The organism is Plantibacter sp. RU18, assembly GCF_050613355.1.
GTDB lineage: Bacteria > Actinomycetota > Actinomycetes > Actinomycetales > Microbacteriaceae > Plantibacter.
Genome location: NZ_CP159618.1, coordinates 847549 through 868621, shown reverse-complemented (window position 1 = coordinate 868621; position 21073 = coordinate 847549). Strand labels below are relative to the sequence as shown.

Annotated in this window: 22 protein-coding genes, 1 pseudogene and 3 other annotated features; of the genes and pseudogenes, 16 read left to right on the top strand and 7 right to left on the bottom strand. The window is 63.4% G+C overall.

What is annotated here, in order from left to right; all coding sequences use genetic code 11:
• Positions 1–238: 238 nt before the first annotated feature.
• Entirely contained in the window at positions 239–850 is a 612-nt protein-coding gene (locus ABMA10_RS04180) for a DUF3885 domain-containing protein (protein ID WP_431030714.1), read from the bottom strand.
• A 624-nt stretch (positions 851–1474) separates the two neighbouring features.
• Between ABMA10_RS04180 and ABMA10_RS04175 the strand changes: the two genes are divergently transcribed.
• From ABMA10_RS04175 to ABMA10_RS04140, 8 genes and pseudogenes are all read left to right on the top strand, one after another.
• Positions 1475–1801 carry a PASTA domain-containing protein gene (locus ABMA10_RS04175; RefSeq protein WP_431030713.1) on the top strand — a complete coding sequence of 109 codons (327 nt, stop codon included), beginning with the start codon at positions 1475–1477 and terminating at the stop codon, positions 1799–1801.
• A gap of 266 nt (positions 1802–2067) precedes the next feature.
• Entirely contained in the window at positions 2068–3468 is a 1401-nt protein-coding gene (locus ABMA10_RS04170) for a glycosyltransferase (RefSeq protein ID WP_431030712.1), read from the top strand.
• A gap of 1245 nt (positions 3469–4713) precedes the next feature.
• Positions 4714–5190 carry a lysostaphin resistance A-like protein gene (locus ABMA10_RS04165; protein WP_431030711.1) on the top strand — a complete coding sequence of 159 codons (477 nt, stop codon included), beginning with the start codon at positions 4714–4716 and terminating at the stop codon, positions 5188–5190.
• A gap of 886 nt (positions 5191–6076) precedes the next feature.
• Positions 6077–6406 carry a transposase gene (locus ABMA10_RS04160; RefSeq protein WP_431031243.1) on the top strand — a complete coding sequence of 110 codons (330 nt, stop codon included), beginning with the start codon at positions 6077–6079 and terminating at the stop codon, positions 6404–6406.
• Positions 6364–6477: a sequence feature (AL1L pseudoknot), on the top strand. It overlaps the preceding gene by 43 nt.
• Complete coding sequence (locus tag ABMA10_RS04155) at positions 6403–6963, top strand: IS3 family transposase (protein WP_431031242.1); 561 nt, start codon at positions 6403–6405, stop codon at positions 6961–6963. (Overlaps the previous feature by 75 nt.) The genes ABMA10_RS04160 and ABMA10_RS04155 overlap by 4 nt, the downstream gene beginning before the upstream one ends.
• Positions 6893–7948, top strand: a pseudogene (locus ABMA10_RS04150) (IS30 family transposase); the annotation flags it as partial. The gene ABMA10_RS04155 and the pseudogene ABMA10_RS04150, both read left to right, overlap by 71 nt.
• Before the next feature lie 58 nt (positions 7949–8006).
• Positions 8007–8384: an IS5 family transposase gene (locus ABMA10_RS04145; protein ID WP_431031241.1), complete on the top strand. Its 378-nt coding sequence runs from the start codon at positions 8007–8009 to the stop codon at positions 8382–8384.
• Positions 8308–8886: an IS5 family transposase gene (locus ABMA10_RS04140; protein ID WP_431031515.1), complete on the top strand. Its 579-nt coding sequence runs from the start codon at positions 8308–8310 to the stop codon at positions 8884–8886. Before ABMA10_RS04145 ends, ABMA10_RS04140 begins: the two co-directional genes overlap by 77 nt.
• A gap of 318 nt (positions 8887–9204) precedes the next feature.
• Here ABMA10_RS04140 and ABMA10_RS04135 read toward each other — a convergent pair whose 3' ends face one another.
• Positions 9205–9867 (bottom strand): hypothetical protein, encoded by a 663-nt coding sequence (locus tag ABMA10_RS04135; RefSeq protein ID WP_431031026.1) that lies wholly within the window; start codon positions 9865–9867, stop codon positions 9205–9207.
• Between the two features lie 107 nt (positions 9868–9974).
• Here ABMA10_RS04135 and ABMA10_RS04130 point away from each other — a divergent pair, with 107 nt between their 5' ends.
• From ABMA10_RS04130 to ABMA10_RS04120, 3 genes are all read left to right on the top strand, one after another.
• Positions 9975–10409: an IS5 family transposase gene (locus ABMA10_RS04130; protein WP_431031240.1), complete on the top strand. Its 435-nt coding sequence runs from the start codon at positions 9975–9977 to the stop codon at positions 10407–10409.
• Complete coding sequence (locus ABMA10_RS04125) at positions 10294–10911, top strand: IS5 family transposase (protein ID WP_431031514.1); 618 nt, start codon at positions 10294–10296, stop codon at positions 10909–10911. Before ABMA10_RS04130 ends, ABMA10_RS04125 begins: the two co-directional genes overlap by 116 nt.
• A gap of 420 nt (positions 10912–11331) precedes the next feature.
• Entirely contained in the window at positions 11332–11688 is a 357-nt protein-coding gene (locus ABMA10_RS04120) for a ribbon-helix-helix protein, CopG family (protein WP_431031239.1), read from the top strand.
• A 238-nt stretch (positions 11689–11926) separates the two neighbouring features.
• Here the strand turns inward: ABMA10_RS04120 and ABMA10_RS04115 are convergent.
• Positions 11927–13146 (bottom strand): IS3 family transposase gene (locus ABMA10_RS04115; RefSeq protein ID WP_431031001.1). Its coding sequence is split into 2 segments (ribosomal slippage): positions 11927–12867 and positions 12867–13146, totalling 1221 coding nucleotides; the frame shifts between segments, so codons are not numbered across the junction.
• Positions 12755–12868, bottom strand: a sequence feature (AL1L pseudoknot). Its footprint overlaps the gene before it by 114 nt.
• 63 nt (positions 13147–13209) lie before the next feature.
• On the opposite strand from ABMA10_RS04115, the gene ABMA10_RS04110 reads away from it, so the two are divergent.
• Positions 13210–13860, top strand: a complete 651-nt coding sequence (locus ABMA10_RS04110) for an IS3 family transposase (RefSeq protein WP_431031238.1) — start codon at positions 13210–13212, stop codon at positions 13858–13860.
• On the top strand, positions 13820–14044 hold the full coding sequence (locus ABMA10_RS04105) for an integrase core domain-containing protein (protein ID WP_431031237.1): 225 nt from the start codon (positions 13820–13822) through the stop codon (positions 14042–14044). The genes ABMA10_RS04110 and ABMA10_RS04105 overlap by 41 nt, the downstream gene beginning before the upstream one ends.
• A gap of 141 nt (positions 14045–14185) precedes the next feature.
• Here the strand turns inward: ABMA10_RS04105 and ABMA10_RS04100 are convergent, their stop codons facing one another.
• Together ABMA10_RS04100 and ABMA10_RS04095 are read right to left on the bottom strand one after the other, a co-directional pair.
• Positions 14186–14446: a hypothetical protein gene (locus ABMA10_RS04100; RefSeq protein ID WP_431031236.1), complete on the bottom strand. Its 261-nt coding sequence runs from the start codon at positions 14444–14446 to the stop codon at positions 14186–14188.
• Between the two features lie 32 nt (positions 14447–14478).
• On the bottom strand, positions 14479–15387 hold the full coding sequence (locus tag ABMA10_RS04095) for a DUF2599 domain-containing protein (RefSeq protein WP_431031235.1): 909 nt from the start codon (positions 15385–15387) through the stop codon (positions 14479–14481).
• 303 nt (positions 15388–15690) lie between these two features.
• Between ABMA10_RS04095 and ABMA10_RS04090 the strand changes: the two genes are divergently transcribed.
• Positions 15691–16910, top strand: a protein-coding gene (locus ABMA10_RS04090) for an IS3 family transposase (protein ID WP_431030710.1) whose coding sequence is annotated in 2 segments (ribosomal slippage) — positions 15691–15970 and positions 15970–16910 — 1221 coding nt in all. Because the reading frame shifts where the segments join, the coding sequence is not laid out codon by codon here.
• Positions 15969–16082, top strand: a sequence feature (AL1L pseudoknot). Its footprint overlaps the gene before it by 114 nt.
• 222 nt (positions 16911–17132) lie before the next feature.
• On the opposite strand, the gene ABMA10_RS04085 is transcribed toward ABMA10_RS04090, so the two are convergent.
• A complete protein-coding gene (locus tag ABMA10_RS04085) occupies positions 17133–17648 on the bottom strand; it encodes a hypothetical protein (RefSeq protein ID WP_431031234.1) in 516 nt (171 codons plus the stop codon).
• Positions 17641–18138, bottom strand: coding sequence for a hypothetical protein (locus ABMA10_RS04080; protein WP_431031233.1), 498 nt, complete (start codon positions 18136–18138; stop codon positions 17641–17643). The genes ABMA10_RS04085 and ABMA10_RS04080 overlap by 8 nt, the downstream gene beginning before the upstream one ends.
• A 388-nt stretch (positions 18139–18526) precedes the next feature.
• Here ABMA10_RS04080 and istA point away from each other — a divergent pair, with 388 nt between their 5' ends.
• A complete protein-coding gene (gene istA, locus ABMA10_RS04075; protein ID WP_431031232.1) occupies positions 18527–20200 on the top strand; it encodes an IS21 family transposase in 1674 nt (557 codons plus the stop codon).
• On the top strand, positions 20197–21027 hold the full coding sequence (gene istB / locus ABMA10_RS04070) for an IS21-like element helper ATPase IstB (protein WP_431031231.1): 831 nt from the start codon (positions 20197–20199) through the stop codon (positions 21025–21027). The genes istA and istB overlap by 4 nt, the downstream gene beginning before the upstream one ends.
• Positions 21028–21073: the final 46 nt, after the last annotated feature.

Here is a 21073-nt window from a genome sequence, read left to right as displayed (position 1 = left end):
GAAGATATTTGACCCCCCAATGTGTAGACGGGCGGCAGACGCGCTCCCTAGCCTGCATCTGGGCGGGTCATGGTTCTGTCTTGAGGGTGTACCGGCTTCGGCCGGGGACCCGTACCACGCGGGAAACGTCGGGGAGGGCGCGCCGGGATGCGCCGCACGGGCGTGGTCCAGCGCAGCACGCAGATACGGGGAGCCATGGCAACTGTTGTCGCCGGGGCTGTTCGCGGCCTTCCTCGCGCTAGAGTCCTGCCGGGTGGCCGGACAGCCATGTGTGGTGCCGCCGTCGAAGGCTCTCGCGGGTGACCTGATCAGGAGCGATGAGATCCCCGCCGCCGTCGTAGGGGTGGTACAGCCACTCGACGCTTGGTGGGAAGATGACACAGTCGTGAGCCCGATCGTCCGACACGAGGAGCAATAACGCCCGCAGTTCGGGTGCGCCCACATAGGTGGATCCGAGGTACAGATGAGCCCACACCGGCTGGTCAGCCTCGCTCGCGTCAAAGAGCACGGATTGCCAATATTGGGCTGCAGGGAACGCGGACTGGAGCGCCGCATCACGCTCGACGGGCTCCTGCGAATCCGACCACGCGAGCGTCGTCACGAGCACCACCCCGGCATCAGCGGCTGCGCCCAACTCCGTCAATATGGTCATATGACGCGAGAGCACTTCCGCCCGCTCAGCGTCCGTTTCGGGGTACCGCTTCGAGTCCGGCAGACTATGGAATCTCACCCATGCCTCTGGAATCGCCGTCCGCAATTCGCTACCTATCGGGCGAGCCGACGGCCACCGGCTCAGCCATGCACCCTCGAGCGCTGCAAGCACCTCTGGATCAACGTGCGGTCTACTCATGCGGTCGACGTTACACAACTGGCACAACAGACCAGTGCGTGTGCTCCGGGCCCTCCTCACCCGGGGAGCGTCAAGCACCAGGGGCGTCCCAGGGCGATCGTGTGCAGACCTCAAACCGGGAGCGGGCAGCAGAGGCGTCTGCGCTCACGCATTCGTCCACACACCGTTGCTCGCAGGACTGGCGAACAGGCTGGCGGTCAGTGAAATTGAACAACGTGATGCATCACGGAACTGGATTTCCGTCAACGTTCGCGTGTTCTACCCCGAACTGGTTCATCGGGGTGGGGCACGTGCCTGTGCAGTACTCATCCTCGGTGCGGTCTACGGGAACCCGGAGCCGCCACCTGCATCAACACCTCCGAGAGCAGTCGTCGCAGCCGTGACGACTGCTCTCGCAATGTTCCGGCCTCGGCGTGGTCTCGAATATTCCTTGGCGCAGTGACGCGCGGCTTCCGCATACATGGTTCGCGAAGCCGTCGAACGGTGAGGGCGAATGTCACATAGTGCCCGCGGGTTCACCGACCCCTCCTAAGCCGAGACTGCGCACCGCGGTTTGTCATGCGTTGTGGGATGTTCTCCTAATTGGAAGTCGGGGCCGCCTCGGCGCCTTCTATCGTCGGATCTATGTCACACAAGATCACCCTCATCGCCACCGGCGTCATCGCTATGTTCGCTCTCGCTGGTTGTTCTGGAGCATTGACCTCTGACGAGGACGCGTTGGTGTCCGAGAGTTCCCAGATCGCAGTTCCTGACGTCGTCGGGATGCAAGTCGACCTCGCCGAGGACCAGCTCGAAGCCCTCGGCTTCGACGTCGAAGTGAACGATCCTGTCTTCGAGGAAGCCATCGCAGATGCCGACCTGATGGTCACAGAACAGTCAGTCAGCGAAGGTGAATTGCTGGCTCCCGGATCCACCATCACCCTGACCGCAGACAAGGCGCCCCAAGACTAGGTCCAGACCGTGCTCGGGATCGCAGCGCAAACCATCGGCTTAGCCATCGACGAGCGAGCAGCCCAGTCGGCGGACCAGCCAATCGTTGTACGAGCGAGCACCGATATGAACCGCAGCGACGCGCCATTACCAGCCGGCGTCCACCGGTGGATGTGATGCGCAGCGGAGCGCATCACGCTTCGGGTGATGCGGGCAGCGTGAATCCTCCGATACCGAAAGGGCGGCAGTACGCGGTGACCTGGGCCGTCCGAGAGACTCACGGAGGTATGACTGCTGCGCTCCTCGCCCGCTCGAGCATGTTCGTCAGACGCTGGGGGACACCAGTCGATATCCTCACCTTCGACGACTACCTGCACTACCCACAATTACAGGAGAGTCTCATCCAGGCCGGCGTGCTCGCCCCTGGTGCCCGCCTGGTGAATATGTGGCACTGGTTCCGGGAGAATTCCGTTCTGTCCAGCCTCGACACAGTAGAACAACACGTGCCGTTGCAGACAGGCCCCCGCATCCGCGACACCGATCATGCTGGTCGGCTCATGATCCGAGAACTCCTCGCAGAAGATGGCCGGATCGTTGCGACTGACCGCTATCGCAGCAACGGCACCCTCCTGGCATCGGATCGGCGGCGCACGCCGGAGTCCGCCACGGAAAACCGCAAGGGGATCCTGCTCTACGACATCCACGGAGCCCCGCATCTCTGGTTCCGAACCGGCGGTGAACTGTATCGGTACTGGTTGGACCGGTTGAGCCGGCAGGCGCCATCCTTCTACGTCGTGGACTCCAAGACCAGTGCTCGCTTCATCGCCGCGTACCGACGGCCGTGGGCCACCACTCTGCATCTCGTCCACGGCGCACACCTCGACGCCACGGGCGCGCTCACCCCCGACCGGAGGCAAACCTTCCAACAACTCGACGCATTCGATCGGATCGTGTTCCTCTCCGAACGCCAACGCGCACAAGCCAGCGAGCTGCCCTCCGCACAACAGTCGCACCTCGCCGTCATTCCGAACGCCGTTCAACCGGTCCCCTCATCCGATCAACCACGACAGCGAGGGCAGGGGGTAATGCTGGCATCACTCACACCCCGCAAGCGTGTCGATCACGCAATCCGCGCCATCGCCATCGCCTCGCGCACCGACGATGTCACCTTGGACATCTACGGAGAGGGCCCAGAACGACCACGGCTCAAGGCGCTCATCAGCGAGTTGGACGTCGCAGATCGAGTGTGTCTACGCGGTGCGCAACCAGACGCAGCAGAGGCATTTCGCACCGCTGACTTCTCGCTACTCACCTCCCAGAGCGAGGGCCTCCCGCTCGTGCTCCTGGAGTCGATGGGCGCAGGGTGCGTCCCCATCAGCTACGACATCCTCTACGGCCCAGCAGACCTCATCCGCGACGGCAGCAACGGGTATCTCCTCGATAGCGGTGACATCGCGGGCCTCGCCGCTCAGATCATCGATCACAGACGTGATCAAGATGACCGCATTGAGAAGTTGCGGGGTGCGGCCATATCTGTCGCACTCCACCATGACCCGGTGAAGCTCACCGCCCGGTGGGCGACGGAGATGAACGCAGCTCAAGCCCTTACTCACGCGCGATTCACGTTCAGTCGCCGCCTGCGCGCGGCGCTTTCTCGGTGCCTGCGCCGGCTGCGTTCGCACCGTTAGCGCGGCACCTGTATGCAACCAAAGCTGCAGCCCCCTGGCATTTCGACTACTCGGCACTACCGATGCCACCACGGCTACGAACGCTTCAAACGAACCGACCAGATTCTCCTCGCGCAGGTGAATGCCGGACTCGGGCGGGTGGCCAGGGTCGTCGACGCTCATGCGGACCCTGTTCTGTTCTCGCAACAGCACACAAGAGCCTCGGATTCGGCAGCGGTGCAACGCCGGCGCGGACCTGGAACGTGCGCAAGGGTGGCCATCGCCCGGGAACATGGACGAGTCCGTTTCCGAAGTGACAGCCGTGCATCGCCAAGCGACGAGGCAGACGGGCCCCTTCAATGATGGTTCGCCGCCCGCGGAACCAACACGGATCTCCCGCAGCACCTCTGGGGAGATCAGCACCACGTACACACGAGAGGTCGCCGTCCGCTACGGCGCCCTCGGAGCGCCCGGAGTAACACCGCGACCGCAGACGGCTGACTGCACACCGTCTGCGCCACCAAGAGCATCGGTGAGATCGACGCTCGCACAGGGATCACGAACGTCGAAGCAGAACGAAACCAGGAGATCGCTGTCGCGGCCGCCACCCTCTCTTGCAACGGTACGAGACCACAGGCGGCGCACTCTGAAAAGATTTGCCCCACCGTCAAAAACCGAACCTCGCCTAGCTGCCCAGGCGGCTTGTGAATGACCGGTCCCGCATTCGGCGGCCACGGCGGTGTGACAGGTTCACCCACTCTGACCGCCACTTTCGGCCGGGCTGATTCCGCAGGACGGTGAGTAGGATGTGTTCCTCGACCTCACAACGGCCCGGCCGGAAGTGGCGGCTGCGGCAGGGGGTTGACGCTCCCTGTCCCACCGCGGTGACAAGCCTGCATCCGGGAGTGCACCTTCGGAGACGTGATCATCGAGGTGCCCGCCCAGACGGTGGCGGCGAGTACGTTGTCAGCATGAGTAGGCGAGCGCCATCTGGACACCCACCGAAGGCATCGTTCACGGCCTCGGTGCGCGCGGAGAGCTTGCCCACATCGCTGCAATGGAACAAGCGAGATGCGTTCGCGTTCGCCACCATCCCCGTGATATTCCTCGCGGGGTGGGGAGTAACTCTGCTCAGAGCTGACCCGATGACGGGCCGCGATCACCGACACGTGCGTCCGCGTCATACTGCTGCTGGTTCTCGTAGTCGCCTACAGGTCGTTGCTGTCACGGCATTGGGCGGCGTTTCGGAGGGCCCCAGTTCGCGGGGTGATCCTGGTGATCGTGGGCATGATCTGTACTCAAGCGGTTATCTCCATCGTCGGCCGGCTCATCCCCGGGAGCTCAGCAGAAGCCGTTCCAGAATCGACGGGTATCGACCCGTTCACCGCGAACACGTCCCAGATGGTGTTGATCGTGTTCCTCACCCTCGGCCCCATTGCGACAGCGTTCATCGAGGACACCGTCTTTCGCCACACCTTGCTGCTGAAGCTTCCCGTCTGGTCCCACCCCGCGCGGGCCTGTCTCGTGGTGGTAGTGAACGCCATCGTCTTCGGGGCGATCCACTTCCACAACTTTGGGAGCTTCCTCGGGACCGTTCCGTACATGGCGGCCGGACTCTGTTTCAACCTCATCTACCTGTGGACCCGGAACCTGTGGCACGTGCTCCTCATGCACACGCTGAACAACGCCATCCTCACTCTCGGCGGTACGATTCTCGCGTTTGTTCTCCGTCCCGCCCTCTAACGTCGACGTCGAGACAAATATCGGCCAGCCCTGCGGCATCACCGCCATGAAAGCGACCGCACCGCGATTCTTCTCATCGAGTCGGGAGGGTTCACCGCAGAGGGGCTCGCCGATATCCAGACCAGGATTGTTCGGGACAGATTCGCCCTGCAACACTTCTCAGGCACATGACCACCCCGCAACACCATGCCCGCCTCGGTGGAGCCTCCCCCGCGACACCCACGGCCTGGCTGCTGTCCGGAGGAGCCCCGCACATACTGCAGCAGATTGTCGACCCTGCAGTCAGGACTCCACGCGCGTGTTCGCAGCAGATCTCGCGTACGGGCGTTGACCGATATGCAGCGGCACGCTGGGCTCGCCCAGGGCAGGGACATGAGCTTGACGTGTTGTCATCTTCGAGGGCTTCGACTGGGCCAGCCTTCACCGAGCGCAGCGTCACACCTCGCTCTGTGGCGACGATCTAGCTCGATCGATCCGCACTGATCGGAGGGGCGTCGTCATCGAAGGGAAGCGAACCTGTCAGCGCGGAACCTGGCGGATGGGGTGCTGCGTAAGGTCGTCCAAGCCCGCACATCCGTGAGGGAGAAACGCCGACACCTGCGGTTGTCCATTGAACGTCGGCCATCAGACCCATGCTGAGCATCACGAGGTCCGCCATCGGCTGGCTTGGGGTCGAACCGCTCCGGTGCTTCGTCCTGGACACAGACGCCCGCACGGTGTTTGGTGAGGTTGATGAAATGAGCGGTTATGAGTGAACGAAATCTTCTGTCCGAGCGTGAGAACTCCGTTACCAAACCGTGGATGTCAACCCGCAGAATGGACGTGGGGTGTTAGCGCCGAGCTGTCTTGCCCTTGGTTTGATGGAGACTCTGATCGTCCTGAAAGGATGAGGAGTATGCCAGCTTTGAGGAAGTACCCGGCGGAATTGAGAGAGCGTGCAGTGCGCCTTGTGTTCGAGGCGCGTGATGCGGATGGGGGCCGCCGTGGTGTGTGTACCAGGATCGGCCGGCAGCTTGGTGTCCCGTCGGACACGTTGCGTGGCTGGGTCCAGCGCGCCGAGGTCGATGGGGGTCTGCGTTCGGGGACGTCCACTGATACTGCGGTTCGCCTGGTCGAGGTGGAGCGTGAGGTGAGGGAGTTGCGGCGGGCGAACGCGATTTTGCGGAGCGCGTCGGTTTTCTTCGCGGCGGAGCTCGACCGCCCACACAGCAGATGATCGCCTACATCGATGAACACAAGGAAGAGTTCGGGGTCGAGCCGATCTGCAGGGAACTGCCGATTGCCCCGCAGACGTACTATGCCGCGCGGTCTCGGCCGCCCTCGCAGCGGTCCGTCAGTGACGAGGACACCGTGGTGAAGGTCCGTGCCGTGCACCAAGCGAACTATGGCGTCTATGGCGTCCGGAAGGTCCATGCGCAGCTGCGTCGCGATGGCCACCGGGTGGCCAGGTGCACGATCGAGCGGCTCATGCGTCGGGAGGGTCTCCGCGGGATCTCGCGGGCCAAGGGGCCACGCACGACGATCCCTGGGCCATTCACGGATCGTCCGGGGGACCTCGTTGACCGACGGTTCACCGCACCTGCACCGGACTGCCTCTGGGTTGCGGACATCACCTACATTCGGACGTTCTCCGGCTGGGTGTATGCCGCGTTGGCGGATTCAATCGGTCGTCGCAACACCTCGATTACGGAGGTGTTCGAGAATGGCGACTGCGGACTGGGGCAAGAAGACGAGCGATGTCCCGGCGGGTGCGCGTCGGCAGTGGCGTGCTGACCGGGCACTGCGGCCCCCGATGCGCTCACCGGGACGGCCTGAACCGTCCCGAGCGGTGCAGCGGCAGTTTTGGCGTCTGGTCGCGACGGGCATCACCTCAGCCGAGGCGGCGCTGAAGGTAGGTGTTTCGGTGCCCGTCGGGGCTCGCTGGTTTCGTCACGCTGGCGGTATGCCGCCGATTTCGCTGGCCGAACCCACGGGCCGCTATCTGTCTTTCGAGGAACGCGAGGAGATCGCGCTGTTGCGCGCTAAGCAGGTCGGCGTGCGTGAGATCGCCCGCAGGATCGGGCGCGACCCGGGAACTATCTCTCGGGAGCTGCGCCGCAACGCTGCCACGCGCACCGGGAAGCAGGAATACCGACCGCTGGTGGCGCAGTGGAAGGCCCAGCAAGCGGCGAAGCGCCCCAAGGTCGCGAAACTCGCAACCGACGACAGGTTGCGTGAGTACGTGCAGGACCGCCTCGCCGGAACTATCCGCCGACCGGATAGCACTGTCGTCGTCGGGCCGAAGCCACCAGCATGGAAAGGGTTGAACAAGCCGCACCGGCAGGACCGGAGGTGGGCGACAGCGTGGAGTCCGGAACAGATCTCGCACCGGCTTCGCGTCGAGTTCCCTGATGATGAATCCATGCGCATCAGCCACGAAGCGATCTACCAGTCGCTATTCATCCAGGGTCGTGGCGCGCTGAAGCGGGAGCTCGTCACTTGCCTGCGAACTGGCCGCGCACTCCGGCAACCAAGAAGTCGAGCGCAGAACCGACCGCAAGGTCATGTCACTGCCGACGTCGTGCTTTCCGAGCGCCCCGCCGAGGCCGAGGACCGTGCCTTTCCGGGGCACTGGGAAGGTGATCTGATCATCGGCACCGGCCGGTCAGCGATCGGCACGATCATCGAGCGATCCAGCCGATCCACCCTGCTGGTGCACCTACCCCGGCTCCAGGGCTATGGGGAGATTACTCCGGTGAAGAACGGCCCGTCACTAGGGCGTGTTGCTAAAGACGGTTCGGGGGTCGGTGGGCGAGTCTTGAGTTGTGACACGTGATGTGATTTCTGATGAGGCCTGGGCCGTGATCGGTCCGTTGTTCCCAGCGGCGAAGCTGACCGGTCGGCCGCCCGTTGATCGGCGTCTGGTCGTGGAAGCGACAGCGTGGCGGTTCCGGACGGGCGCGCCGTGGCGGGACATGCCGGAGCGGTTCGGGAACTGGAACACGATCTACAAGAACTTCAACCGCTGGTCCGACGCTGGCGTCTGGGCGCGCGTGCTCGAGAAGGTCCAGTCCCTCGCACAGCAGTCCGGAGACCTCGACTGGGTGACCTCGATCGACTCCACGATCGTCCGCGTCCATCAGCACGGCGCGACCCTCCCGCGGGTCACGGGGGGCTCTGCAGAATTTCAAGAAGTTCGGCGCGGAGCCGCCTGACCACGCGATCGGCCGCTCTCGTGGTGGTCTGACGACCAAGAACCACCTGGTCTGCGATGGGAAAGACCGCGCGTTGGCGTTCCTGCTCACCCCCGGGCAATTCGCCGATACCTCGTTGATGCAGGCGACACTCGCAGAGATCCGCGTTCCGGGATCGGCAGGTCGGCCGCGCACCCGACCGGACCGGGTGATGGCAGACAAGGGCTACCCATCGAAGGCAAACCGGACCTGGCTACGTGAACGCGGGATCGCTGCAACGATCCCTGAACGTGATGACCAGATCGCGCATCGCCGGAAGAAGCGTGGCCGCCCGATCGACTTCGGCGACGATCAGAAAGCTCGCTATCGCGGCCGCAACGTCGTCGAGCGCTGCTTCGGCAAGTTGAAGCAATGGCGTGGCATCGCGATGCGCTCAGACAAACTCGCCCGCAACTACCACGCCGCCCTCTGCCTCGCCGCGACCCTCCACTGGCTCACCAGCGGGATTAGCAACACGTCCTAGCCGTGCAGTAGTCCCGAACCCCGCTGTCCGTGCGGGGTTTTCCGCGTGGACAGCGGGGTACAGTATCTGGCTCCTGGCGAGTAGTTTAACGATCCAGTTTGCTTCTTTATCGTTGTCGGCGGGCGCGATCGGTCACAACCGCGAGTGCGATGATGATCAGAGGGAGCAAGCTGAGATAGGGCGTGAAGGGGGATCCCATCCACCATTCTGCTTGTCCGGTTAGGCCGAGGGCGAGCAGCGTCAGGCAAACGGCCAGTGCAGTCAGTCCGAGGATGAAGAGCCCGACGCTCAAATGGCCCCGCCGCTGGATGAGAGACTTCATGGGCCTGTGCACCAGGGCTGACCGGTCCACACCTGGTACATGACCAGGCCGTGTCCGTTGGAGCCACAGATGGCCAGTCCGCCTCCGACGATTGCCATTGCTGCCGCAACGATGCCGGCAACGGCTGCGACCGGGGGGAACGCGGCGGAGAGGTAGGCTGCAGCGCCTGCAATGCCACCGCTGCCGCCAATGATCGTGATGACACGCGTCGTGATACACGAGTCCATCTGCACGCGGTGTCCATACCACTCGGTGGATACTGTGTTGGTGCCGGCGCAGGCTTTGAGTTGTGGAGCAATTTCTGCGAGGTCATCTGGAAGGGTGATGGGAACTGCGCTGTTGACGATGTCGCCGCCTGCCAGGAGTACGCCATAGGCGAAGCGTTCCGCAGCACCGGTGCTCACGCCGGCGTTGACCGCCGCCTGAAAGTCGAATGTGTTGCTCGACCGGTCGAGGGAGGCGAAGGCGATCTCGGTTTCGGCGACTTCCTGCCGCTGCTCCGCAGGGAGACCGCTCGTGGTGCCGGCCCCCGTTGCTGATGCGGGGGTAGAGCTGACAAGCACCAGAGCCGCAGCGACGGCGAGTGACGCAAGTACACGAGCGGCACTGCGGGGCGACCAGGTGATGGGTCGAGCTTCGATCTGTGATGTGGGTTCCATGTATAACTCCTCAATGAGTTGCAGGATCTTCCTGGGCTGCGTGGTGTGCAGCCTAACGGAATTGGGTCACACTATACATTTTTGCGTCAGCTTGCCTCAATTAGGGCGTGTTGTTAAATGCATTCTGGTGGCTGATAGTCGAGTCTTGGGTTGTGTCGCGTGATGTGATTTCTGATGAGGTGTGGGCCGTGATCGGCCCGTTGTTCCCGACGGTGAAGGGCACTGGTCGGCCGCCGGTGGATAGACGTGTCGTGGTCGAGGCGACGGCGTGGCGGTTCCGCACCGGCGCTCCGTGGCGGGACGTGCCAGAGCGGTTCGGGAACTGGAACACGATCTATAAGAACTTCAACCGGTGGTCCGATGCCGGGGTCTGGGCGCGTGTGCTGGAGCAGGTGCAGTCCCTCGCGCAGCAGGCCGGTGATCTCGATTGGGTGGCGTCGATCGACTCCACGATCGTCCGGGTCCACCAGCACGGCGCGACATTGCCCAGGGTCACAGGGGGCTCAACAGAATTACAAGAGATTCGGGGCGGAGCCGCGTGATCACGCGATCGGCCGGTCCCGCGGCGGGTTGACGACGAAGAACCACCTGGTCTGCGACGGGAAGGGCCGCGCGTTGGCGTTCCTCCTCACGCCCGGCCAGTCCGCTGACACCAGCTGGATGCAGGCAACTCTCGCCGAGATCCGCGTCCGTGGTGCCGCCGGGCGCCCGCGGACCCGACCGGATCGGGTGATGGCCGACAAGGGCTACCCGTCCAGATCGAACCGGGCCTGGCTGCGTGAACGCGGGATCGCTGCGACCATCCCGGAACGCGACGATCAGATTGCGCATCGCCGGAAGAAGCGTGGCCGCCCGATCGATTTCGGCGACGATCAGAAGGCGCGCTATCGCGGCCGCAACGTCGTCGAGCGTTGCTTCGGCAAGCTCAAGCAATGGCGCGGGATCGCGATGCGCTCAGACAAACTCGCCCGCAACTACCACGCCGCCCTCTGCCTCGCCGCAACCCTCCACTGGCTCACCAGCGGGATTAGCAACACGCCCTAACCAGCGTGAGAAGTCGGCCACTTATCTTGGCGACTCACAGCGCCGGTTGTCGGCCATGGCCGCCGGCGTGGTGTCTTGTAAAGACATAGGTTTTCGACACACGGAATCGGCTAGGTTATTATGGCGGTTTATGTTAGCCTTGATTTATGGCACCGGTTTGGCGAGACTCTACGGATAAGCACGGTGTGCTGCGAGCGGACCAGATCCACGTTTTGCTCCACCCCAACTACATCGCTGTCTTGAGCGACGAGGCTCCCGCGCGTGGTCGAATCGTTTTGTTCATTGGTTACGCGCACCCCCAGACGGTGCGTGAGGTGGAGATTCTGGTGCACGAGTTCCCGGAGACGGGCGAGCAGGCTGTGATCTTCCACGCAATGGAACTGGGACCGAAGTATCGACGGTATCGAGAGGAGCACCCCAATGACTGATCGAGAAAAGATCGATTATGACGCCCTCGAGGCGAGGCTGACTGATCCGGCCGTGCCGCTAGAAGCGCCGCTAGAGGTTCGCACGGGCGCTGCTGCGGCGCAGTTTGGTCGCGACTTCATGCTCCGTGAGTATGGATCAGAGGAGGCTCTCGCGTCTGCGATGCGTCGGCCTGGCCGCCCGCGCGTGGGTGCGGAACAGAACGGTGCCTCGCCGGTCGTGCGCGGCGCGATTCCCGCGGCTGACTACGAGGCGCTGGATGCATTCGTGAAGCGAAGCGGCAAGAAGCAGAGTGCGATTGTGCGCGAAGCTGTCCACGAGTACCTGGTCGGCCGCAAGCTCGTCAGCTGATTCCCACTTGAGTGCTGCAACCCCTTTGTCAAGGCGGTCTGCAGAGTGAGGTTGACCCCGATTTCCGGACACTGACCAGGCGGGTTTCGCGTGTTCGTGGGCCTGTCGGGGAGGATGTCCGTGATGGGCACGAGCAAGAGGAAGACGTATACGCCGGAGTATCGCCGTGAGGCGGCGCGGTTGGTGATCGATACGGGACGGACCGTTGTGTCAAGCCCCGGGTTTGGTAGAGGCTCGGTTAGACCCGTTCCATCACGGTGATGGTGGGTAGTTGCGTGTAGAAGTTGTTCTCGGCTTCGACGGGTGGGATGTGTCCGATCTCGCCGTGGAGCCGGCGGTGGTTGTACCAGTCGATGTATTCCGCGACCGCGATCTCGAGCTCGTCGATCCCCTTCCACGGGCCGAGGTTGCGGATCAGTTCGGCCTTGAATAGAGAGTTCAGCGCCTCGGCCATCGCGTTGTCGTAGCTGTCGCCCTTGGACCCAACCGAGGCGACTGCTTCTGCCTCAGCGAGGCGGTCGGTGTAGCGCACGGCACGATATTGGACTCCACGATCCGAGTGGTGGACAAGTTGTGACAGGTCCCGGCCGGCACGCTGCCGCGTCCAGACGCCCATCTCGAGAGCATCGAGGGCAAGCTCGGTGTGCATGGTTGTGGAGAGCTGCCAGCCCACGATCCGGCGGGAGAACACGTCCAATACGAACGCGGCATACACCCAGCCGGAGAACGTCCGAATGTAGGTGATGTCCGCAACCCAGAGGCAGTCCGGTGCAGGTGCGGTGAACCGTCGGTCAACGAGGTCCCCCGGACGATCCGTGAATGGCCCAGGGATCGTCGTGCGTGGCCCCTTGGCCCGCGAGATCCCGCGGAGACCCTCCCGACGCATGAGCCGCTCGATCGTGCACCTGGCCACCCGGTGGCCATCGCGACGCAGCTGCGCATGGACCTTCCGGACGCCATAGACGCCATAGTTCGCTTGGTGCACGGCACGGACCTTCACCACGGTGTCCTCGTCACTGACGGACCGCTGCGAGGGCGGCCGAGACCGCGCGGCATAGTACGTCTGCGGGGCAATCGGCAGTTCCCTGCAGATCGGCTCGACCCCGAACTCTTCCTTGTGTTCATCGATGTAGGCGATCATCTGCTGTGTGGGCGGTCGAGCTCCGCCGCGAAGAAAACCGACGCGCTCCGCAAAATCGCGTTCGCCCGCCGCAACTCCCTCACCTCACGCTCCACCTCGACCAGGCGAACCGCAGTATCAGTGGACGTCCCCGAACGCAGACCCCCATCGACCTCGGCGCGCTGGACCCAGCCACGCAACGTGTCCGACGGGACACCAAGCTGCCGGCCGATCCTGGTACACACACCACGGCGGCCCCCATCCGCATCACGCGCCTCGAACACAAGGCGCACTGCACGCTCTCTCAATTCCGCCGGGTACTTCCTCAAAGCTGGCATACTCCTCATCCTTTCAGGACGATCAGAGTCTCCATCAAACCAAGGGCAAGACAGATCACCCGGATGTGTCAGCTACTCGGGGTGGACCGGCGCCGATTCTACGAGTGGCGTGCCCGGCAGGCCGCCGGCCCCTCGCCGCGGCAGCAGCGGACAGTCAAGCTGACCGGGCAGATCCGTGGGTTCCATGCCGCGTCCGGCGGGACGTACGGGGCCCCGCGAATCCACGTCGACCTGCAGGAGGCTGGGGTGATGGTGTCACGGAAGACGGTCGCGAAGCTCATGCGTGCTGGCGGGATCACGGGGATCAGCCCACGCACCTGGCATCCGTCGACCACGATCCGCGGCGCGGACCCATTCCCCGTCCCCGACCTCATCGAGCGGCAGTTCGACCAGGGCGACCGGGACCTCGCATGGTTCTCCGACATCACCTACCTGCACACCGGTGAGGGATGGGCCTACCTCTGCGTCGTTAGAGACGGTCACACCCGCCGGGTCCTGGGGCGCACCGTCGGCGATAGCCTGCATGCCGATCTCGTCGAGGACGCGCTCCGTCAAGCGGTCGCTCTCCGCGGCCACCTGCCCCGCGAAGTCGTGTTCCACGCTGACAGAGGCACGCAATACACCAGCGCTCAACTTGGCGGCTGCTGCAGCCGAGCTCGGGGTGCTCAGATCGATGGGCCGCACCGGGGTGTGTTGGGACAACGCGGCAGCTGAATCGTTCTGGTCAGTGTTCAAGAACGAGTACTACCACCGGCACGTGTTCGCCACGATCAACGACGCCCGCCGCGCCGCTTACACCTGGATCGACGGCTGGTACAACGCCCGAAGGCGCCATTCCGGCATCGGCTACCTCAGCCCGTTAGAGTACGAACGCCGCCAGCTCACACTGGCAGCCTGACCAAACAACCACCTGTCCGGGAAACGGGGTCAACCTCACTTCCAGTCGCGGTAGTTCTCGAGGAGGGTTCCGCTTGGTTCATAACGCGAAGACTCCCCGCAGAATGCAAACTTCGACGGGTAGCCATGGCGACACGTGGATCTATTTCAGCGGACGCGTTCTCTTCGCCTCATAACGCCACACGAATCCAGCCCCTGAACCAAGGCCGATGATCCCGCCGAGCACGATGAAGACTGCGGCGCGACCCTGGATCGCCGCAAGTTCCGCAATACCAGTGGGCGTTGTGCTGTACGGCAGATCGTCTGCGACTTGGCCTGCCCAGAAGCTCTGGACGGCGCCGAGTGCGAGCAGGACTCCGGCTACGGCCCCGAGAATGATCGCGACAATCAGTAGTGCTCTCATGTTCACAGTCGTACCTCCGGTCTCGTTCTCAGTCAGTTGCAATGTGTGGAAATCCACCCTCCGATGTCACCTCTGGCAGCCTTGTACCCCTCCACGTTCCACTCCGGATCAGCGGAAGCAAACCCCTGGTGGCACACGTGCTGCTGCTGCATGGAGACGTTCATTCGAGCGCGTTGAGTTGTATTCTGCATATTGGCCAGTTCATCCCAGCCTGCGTACCCGATTGCCATCCAGTAGGTGGACGCGGTGACGGCGTTCTGCGACCTCGACCACGGGGTGGGCGTGGAATTCATCCGCCATCCGCCACCCTCGGAGGTCCAACCCCATGCCTGGATGAGGGGGATGCCCAGCCACGGGTCTGCCACAACTGGATAGGCAACTCCTGGCGCATCGTGCTCGACGACCTGGGTGACTGCACTCCCGTCGAGCACATAACGCGTCGGGACGTCCACGCCGTTGGCGTCTCGAGCCCAAGCAGGGGCAATTCCGGCGAGGAAACCACCTGATGCGTCCAGAATGACCGGGGCAGTGTCCCCGTCTGGGAGCACGATCTGAGCACCCTCCGGGAGGTCGAACGTGTACTTGTACTCGATCGGTGCAGATGCATCAGCAATCGTGGTCACGAATTGCACTGAACCATCGTTCTTGGGCACGACCGTGGCGGTAGTTGTCTCGCCGACGTACTCGATGGTGCCGTTCTCGCCGTCTTGTGCCACAGCTCCGTGGATGTCTGTCGGAAGCGTGACGTTGAGATTCAATCCCGATCGTGCATCTGAAAGTTCCACTGGCTCGCTCCCGCTTGTCGGTACGACGAGAGAGACATTGTTCGCGAGTGATTCGGCGATGGCGTCCGGTGAGGAGGAGTCGACCGTTCGCGCGACGTCATCATAAACCTCTGGAGCTACCTGATCGATCGCGTCCGTACCGGTGTCGACCGGCACTGCAGACGCTCCCATGAGAGTCCCCGCCAGTGCGATACAGCTCAGCCCGATGAGCGGGGTTCTGAGTGCAGATCGCACCGGTCGAAGTAGTGGACGCTTGTTGCGGTTAGTCAAAATTCCTCCTATTAGTTAGGCCAACCTTTCCCCGTTGGCGCATTTTCAGGGTTTCAGTCAACCAGTCAACCGCTCGAGCGTCTGTCCGCGCTTCGGGGGACCACGGCGTGTCGTGCAAGACCGATCACTTGACACCTGTCTTGCCCTTGGTTTGATGGAGACTCTGATCGTCCTGAAAGGATGAGGAGTATGCCAGCTTTGAGGAAGTACCCGGCGGAATTGAGAGAGCGTGCAGTGCGCCTTGTGTTCGAGGCGCGTGATGCGGATGGGGGCCGCCGTGGTGTGTGTACCAGGATCGGCCGGCAGCTTGGTGTCCCGTCGGACACGTTGCGTGGCTGGGTCCAGCGCGCCGAGGTCGATGGGGGTCTGCGTTCGGGGACGTCCACTGATACTGCGGTTCGCCTGGTCGAGGTGGAGCGTGAGGTGAGGGAGTTGCGGCGGGCGAACGCGATTTTGCGGAGCGCGTCGGCTTTCTTCGCGGCGGAGCTCGACCGCCCACACAGCAGATGATCGCCTACATCGATGAACACAAGGAAGAGTTCGGGGTCGAGCCGATCTGCAGGGAACTGCCGATTGCCCCGCAGACGTACTATGCCGCGCGGTCTCGGCCGCCCTCGCAGCGGTCCGTCAGTGACGAGGACACCGTGGTGAAGGTCCGTGCCGTGCACCAAGCGAACTATGGCGTCTATGGCGTCCGGAAGGTCCATGCGCAGCTGCGTCGCGACGGCCACCGGGTGGCCAGGTGCACGATCGAGCGGCTCATGCGTCGGGAGGGTCTCCGCGGGATCTCGCGGGCCAAGGGGCCACGCACGACGATCCCTGGGCCATTCACGGATCGTCCGGGGGACCTCGTTGACCGACGGTTCACCGCACCGGCACCGGACTGCCTCTGGGTTGCGGACATCACCTACATTCGGACGTTCTCCGGCTGGGTGTATGCCGCGTTCGTATTGGACGTGTTCTCCCGCCGGATCGTGGGCTGGCAGCTCTCCACAACCATGCACACCGAGCTTGCCCTCGATGCTCTCGAGATGGGCATCTGGACGCGGCAGCGTGCCGGCCGGGACCTGTCACAACTTGTCCACCACTCGGATCGCGGAGTCCAATATCGTGCCGTGCGCTACACCGACCGCCTCGCTGAGGCAGAAGCAGTCGCCTCGGTTGGGTCCAAGGGCGACAGCTACGACAACGCGATGGCCGAGGCGCTGAACTCTCTATTCAAGGCCGAACTGATCCGCAACCTCGGCCCGTGGAAGGGGATCGACGAGCTCGAGATCGCGGTCGCGGAATACATCGACTGGTACAACCACCGCCGACTCCACGGCGAGATCGGACACATCCCACCCGTCGAAGCCGAGAACAACTTCTACACGCAACTGCCCACCATCACCGTGATGGAACGGGTCTAACCGAGCCTCTACCAAACCCGGGGCTTGACAACCTAGGACGTGTTGCTATTCCCGTCACGGAGCAAACCAGACGAGAACCACGCTGAGGTGGGGTCACGCTAAACCGTCACAACACCCCCGGCGAGTCCGAAGTGGGGCCAGATACGGCCGTCACAGCGGGGCCGTCTAACGCTGACATAGTCAGGCCTCGAGCATGATGCTCGGGCCCGCGTCGTGTCCGTCCTATCGGTTTTTGCTGGCCGCTCCCACTGCAATCAACGCGACGATGAGCACCACGCCTCCGAACGAGATTGCGCCGACCGGGGCGGATTCGTAACGCTGTGCCGCGTCCGAGATCGCGCCAACGACTAGGCCCAGTGTGATGCTTCCGCACACCGTCCATCGGTAGTACCGCTCCGCGCCGTATCGGGCTTTGCCGGAGAACCCGAACACAGCCGCAGCGAGCACCCCGAGCAGCATCACGATCCACACTTGATCGTGCACCGGCAGATGACGCATGATAAGACCCGGAAGCAGGTACGTGGTGATCAACGACGCGCCCGCGAGGGTCCCGAACCCGATAAACCAACTGGTTCGTGCAGCAGTGTGGTACCACATATCTCCCATTGCCACGAGGCGCACGGCGTACCAGTGGTACACCAGCAGTGCCGCGCTGAGCAGAATCATTGCCGCCCATGCCCATTCGTTCCATCCGGTGTCGTAGCTTGTTCCGGAAGCAATTTCTGCAGTACTACGCATAGGGGTTTTCGGTTGTCGTGGCGTCTTCGTCACCGCCGGCGTCTGCCACGAGCTCTGCGAGGTCTGCGGGTTCGCTCTCGCGGTTGTCGATCCACCAACCGGCCTTATCGAGAAGCCGCGCTGGGGAAAGGATCATCGTCTCGAAGGTTTCATCGCTCATCTCCCCGGCTTCCACGCACACCTCATACGCCGCCTTCACGAGCTTGTGGCGCACCGTGAACCCCCAGGCGGTCTGCTTCTCGCTCCCCGCCAGCTCGGGCAACTCAAGACGCTCAGCGTCCGCTTTCGCCTCTTGCTCAAGCTGTTCCCGAGCCGCCTGCAGCTCGGAGTTATCTGTTCCTGCGCTAGTTGCGCGGAAGCAGTCAAAACATGGCTTACCCCCAAGCCACTCCGCGAAACCGGCGCGCTCTCCTGCCGCCTTCGCTGACAGATCCTTTTCCGACTCGTGTCCGCACGAGTGAGTGATATTCCAAACGGTCTTCACAGCCATGATGGGACCCCCTTCCTGATTGTTATTTCTTGGTGAATGCAACGTCAACGTGGAGGTGGTTGCAACCGAGACCACGCGAGAGCTTCTGATTCGAGCGGATCAGCTCGGCAGACGGCCCACCGATTAGGTGCCACCCCCCCCCCTTCTTTTTCACCAAGAGTCAATTCCAACGGGGTCCGCAGCGCCTTACTCTGAGCCTTCGTGATTGCCTTTCCGTCCTGCGCAATCTGAACGATGGCCTTTGACTATGGCAGCTTGATTCAAGACCACTAGGGCGGCTTGATTCACTTCCATCTTGCGACTTGCCGAGTGATCGTGACGGTTTGATCGGCGCCCACCTCACCGTTGGATCATCTGGCGAGTTTGATGCCGGCGGTGAAGGGCAGCTATGGGGTCGCGGATGGAACTGTTTGCACGGATCAGGCGTGACGCGCGGGTCGAGGAGCTCTCGATCAGAGAGCTGTCGCGGCGGCATGGTGTTGCCCGGGAGACGGTTCGGACGGCGTTGGCGCAGGCTGAACCGTCGCCGCGGAAGGTCCCGGTCCGGGTTGCGGCGAAGCTCGAGATGTTCAAGCCTGCGATTGATGCGATGTTGTTGCAGGACACGACGGCGCCGAGGAAGCAGCGCCACACTGCCCGGCGGGTGCTGGCGCGGCTCGCGGATGAGCATGGGGCGGTCGAGTTGTCGTATTCGACGGTGCGAGACTACGTGCGTCGACGTCGGCCGGAGATTGATGCGCAGGTCGGGCGTCATCTGGAGGTGTTCGTGCCGCAGGAGCACGCGCCCGGCGCTGAGGCCGAGGTCGACTTCGGGGAGGTCTGGGTGGTGCTGGCTGGGGTGAAGACGAAGTGTCACATGTTCGCGTTCCGGCTCTCACACTCGGGCAAGGCCGTCCACCGGATCTACTCCACGCAAGGGCAGGAAGCGTTCCTCGAGGGCCACATCGAAGCGTTCGAAACGATCGGCGGGATCCCGTCGCGCCACATTCGCTACGACAACCTGACAGCTGCGGTCACGACGGTGATCTATGGCAAGGGACGGAGACGGACAGAGAACGACCGGTGGGTGTTATTCCGCTCTCACTACGGGTTCGACGCGTTCTATTGCCAGCCGGGGATCGAGGGCGCCCATGAAAAGGGCGGCATCGAGGGCGAAGTGGGGAGGTTTCGTCGCAACCGGCTCTCGCCGATGCCAGTCACGGATTCGTTGGCGGAACTCAACGATCGGATCCGGCAATGGGACGAAGCGGACGACGCCCGACGCATCGCTGACCGAATCCGCACCGTCGGCCAAGACTTCGCCGGCGAACAGGCCCTCCTGAACCCGTTGCCGTTTGAACGGTTCGATCCGGGGCTCTCGCTCACGCCGCGTGTTGACCGGTCATCGTTGATCACGGTCCGGATGGCGAAGTACTCCGTTCCCGCGCGAATGATCGGCCGCCCGGTCCGGGTGTCGTTGCTGGCATCGGGGGTGATCATCTTCGACGGGCGCACCGAGATCGCCCGCCACCCCAGAGTCGCGACCATGCACGGACAGAGCGTGAACCTCGACCACTACCTCGAGATCCTCCGCGGCAAACCCGGCGCCCTGCCCGGCTCCACAGCTCTGGCACAAGCGCGAGCTGCCGGCACGTTCACGGCCGAGCATGAAGCGTTCTGGGCTGCAGCACGCAAGACCGACGGCGACGCGACCGCGACACGGGAGCTGATCGACGTGCTACTGCTGCACCGCACGATGACGGCCGCAGACGTGATCGCAGACATCACCGCTGCCCTCACCGTCGGCGCAGTCACTGCGGACGTCGTTGCTGTTGAGGCGCGTCGCCACGCAGCAACTAGTGGTCCTGATTCAAGCCGTCATCTCGTCGCACATGCGCCAGAGGCCGAGCGGCGAGTTGTCAGCCTCACACAGCGTCGTCTCGCCGATCCCGCTGCGGTGATCGGCGGCCTGCCGCCGGATCGGCGACCGCTGCCGTCGGTCGCGGGCTATGACGAACTCCTCACCCGACGAGTCCCCACGTTCCAACCAGCAGCACCTGAGAAGGAAGAGACCGGCACATGAGCCCCGTCACAACCAGCATCACCACCACCCTCCGGCGACGCCGAGGACTGACCGAGCAAGCCGCGAACGCGGCCGTTGATCAAGCCTGCCGGCGGTTACGCCTGCCCACGATCCGCGCCGTCGTTGACGAGGCCACGAAGGTCGCCGAGAAGGAGCAGCTCTCCTACCAAAGCTTCCTCGCCGAACTGCTCCTGGCTGAATGCGATGACCGCGACCGGCGCTCCTCCGTCCGCCGCGTCTCCGCTGCGGGGTTCCCGCGCGACAAATGGTTGGGTGACTTCGACTACGACTCAAACCCCAACATCAATGCTGCGACCATCAATCAGCTCGCGACCGGCGAATGGATCCGCAAAGGCCAACCCCTCTGCCTGATCGGTGACTCCGGCACCGGCAAGTCCCACCTCCTGATCGGGCTCGGCACGGCGGCCGCGGAGAAAGGCTTCCGAGTGAAATACACCCTCGCCACACGGCTCGTGAACGAACTCGTCGAAGCCGCCGATGAGAAGCAACTCGCCCGCACCATCGCCCGCTACGGCCGCGTCGACCTCCTCATGATCGACGAACTCGGCTACATGGAACTCGACCGCCGCGGCGCCGAGCTCCTGTTCCAAGTCCTCACCGAACGCGAAGAGAAGAACTCCGTCGCGATCGCATCAAACGAGTCGTTCTCCGGCTGGACGAAGACATTCACCGACCCGCGCCTCTGCGCCGCGATCGTCGACCGGCTCACGTTCAACGGCACCATCATCGAGACCGGCACCGACTCCTACCGCCTCGCCCATGCCAAACATCAACGCGATACCCAAACGCCACACCATGAAAGGTAAATCCGGACGGGACGTCGATCGTCACACGCGCTTGTGTGGCAAATGG

Excerpts from the sequence above, each read along its gene's own strand:
- ABMA10_RS04180 (WP_431030714.1), bottom strand. The coding sequence starts at position 850 with ATGAGTAGACCGCACGTTGATCCAGAGGTGCTTGCAGCGCTCGAGGGT.
- ABMA10_RS04175 (WP_431030713.1), top strand. The coding sequence starts at position 1,475 with ATGTCACACAAGATCACCCTCATCGCCACCGGCGTCATCGCTATGTTC.
- ABMA10_RS04170 (WP_431030712.1), top strand. The coding sequence starts at position 2,068 with ATGACTGCTGCGCTCCTCGCCCGCTCGAGCATGTTCGTCAGACGCTGG.
- ABMA10_RS04160 (WP_431031243.1), top strand. The coding sequence starts at position 6,077 with ATGAGGAGTATGCCAGCTTTGAGGAAGTACCCGGCGGAATTGAGAGAG.
- ABMA10_RS04155 (WP_431031242.1), top strand. The coding sequence starts at position 6,403 with ATGATCGCCTACATCGATGAACACAAGGAAGAGTTCGGGGTCGAGCCG.
- ABMA10_RS04135 (WP_431031026.1), bottom strand. The coding sequence starts at position 9,867 with ATGGAACCCACATCACAGATCGAAGCTCGACCCATCACCTGGTCGCCC.
- ABMA10_RS04120 (WP_431031239.1), top strand. The coding sequence starts at position 11,332 with ATGACTGATCGAGAAAAGATCGATTATGACGCCCTCGAGGCGAGGCTG.
- ABMA10_RS04110 (WP_431031238.1), top strand. The coding sequence starts at position 13,210 with ATGTGTCAGCTACTCGGGGTGGACCGGCGCCGATTCTACGAGTGGCGT.
- ABMA10_RS04105 (WP_431031237.1), top strand. The coding sequence starts at position 13,820 with ATGGGCCGCACCGGGGTGTGTTGGGACAACGCGGCAGCTGAATCGTTC.
- ABMA10_RS04100 (WP_431031236.1), bottom strand. The coding sequence starts at position 14,446 with ATGAGAGCACTACTGATTGTCGCGATCATTCTCGGGGCCGTAGCCGGA.
- ABMA10_RS04085 (WP_431031234.1), bottom strand. The coding sequence starts at position 17,648 with ATGCGTAGTACTGCAGAAATTGCTTCCGGAACAAGCTACGACACCGGA.
- ABMA10_RS04080 (WP_431031233.1), bottom strand. The coding sequence starts at position 18,138 with ATGGCTGTGAAGACCGTTTGGAATATCACTCACTCGTGCGGACACGAG.
- istA (WP_431031232.1), top strand. The coding sequence starts at position 18,527 with ATGGGGTCGCGGATGGAACTGTTTGCACGGATCAGGCGTGACGCGCGG.
- istB (WP_431031231.1), top strand. The coding sequence starts at position 20,197 with ATGAGCCCCGTCACAACCAGCATCACCACCACCCTCCGGCGACGCCGA.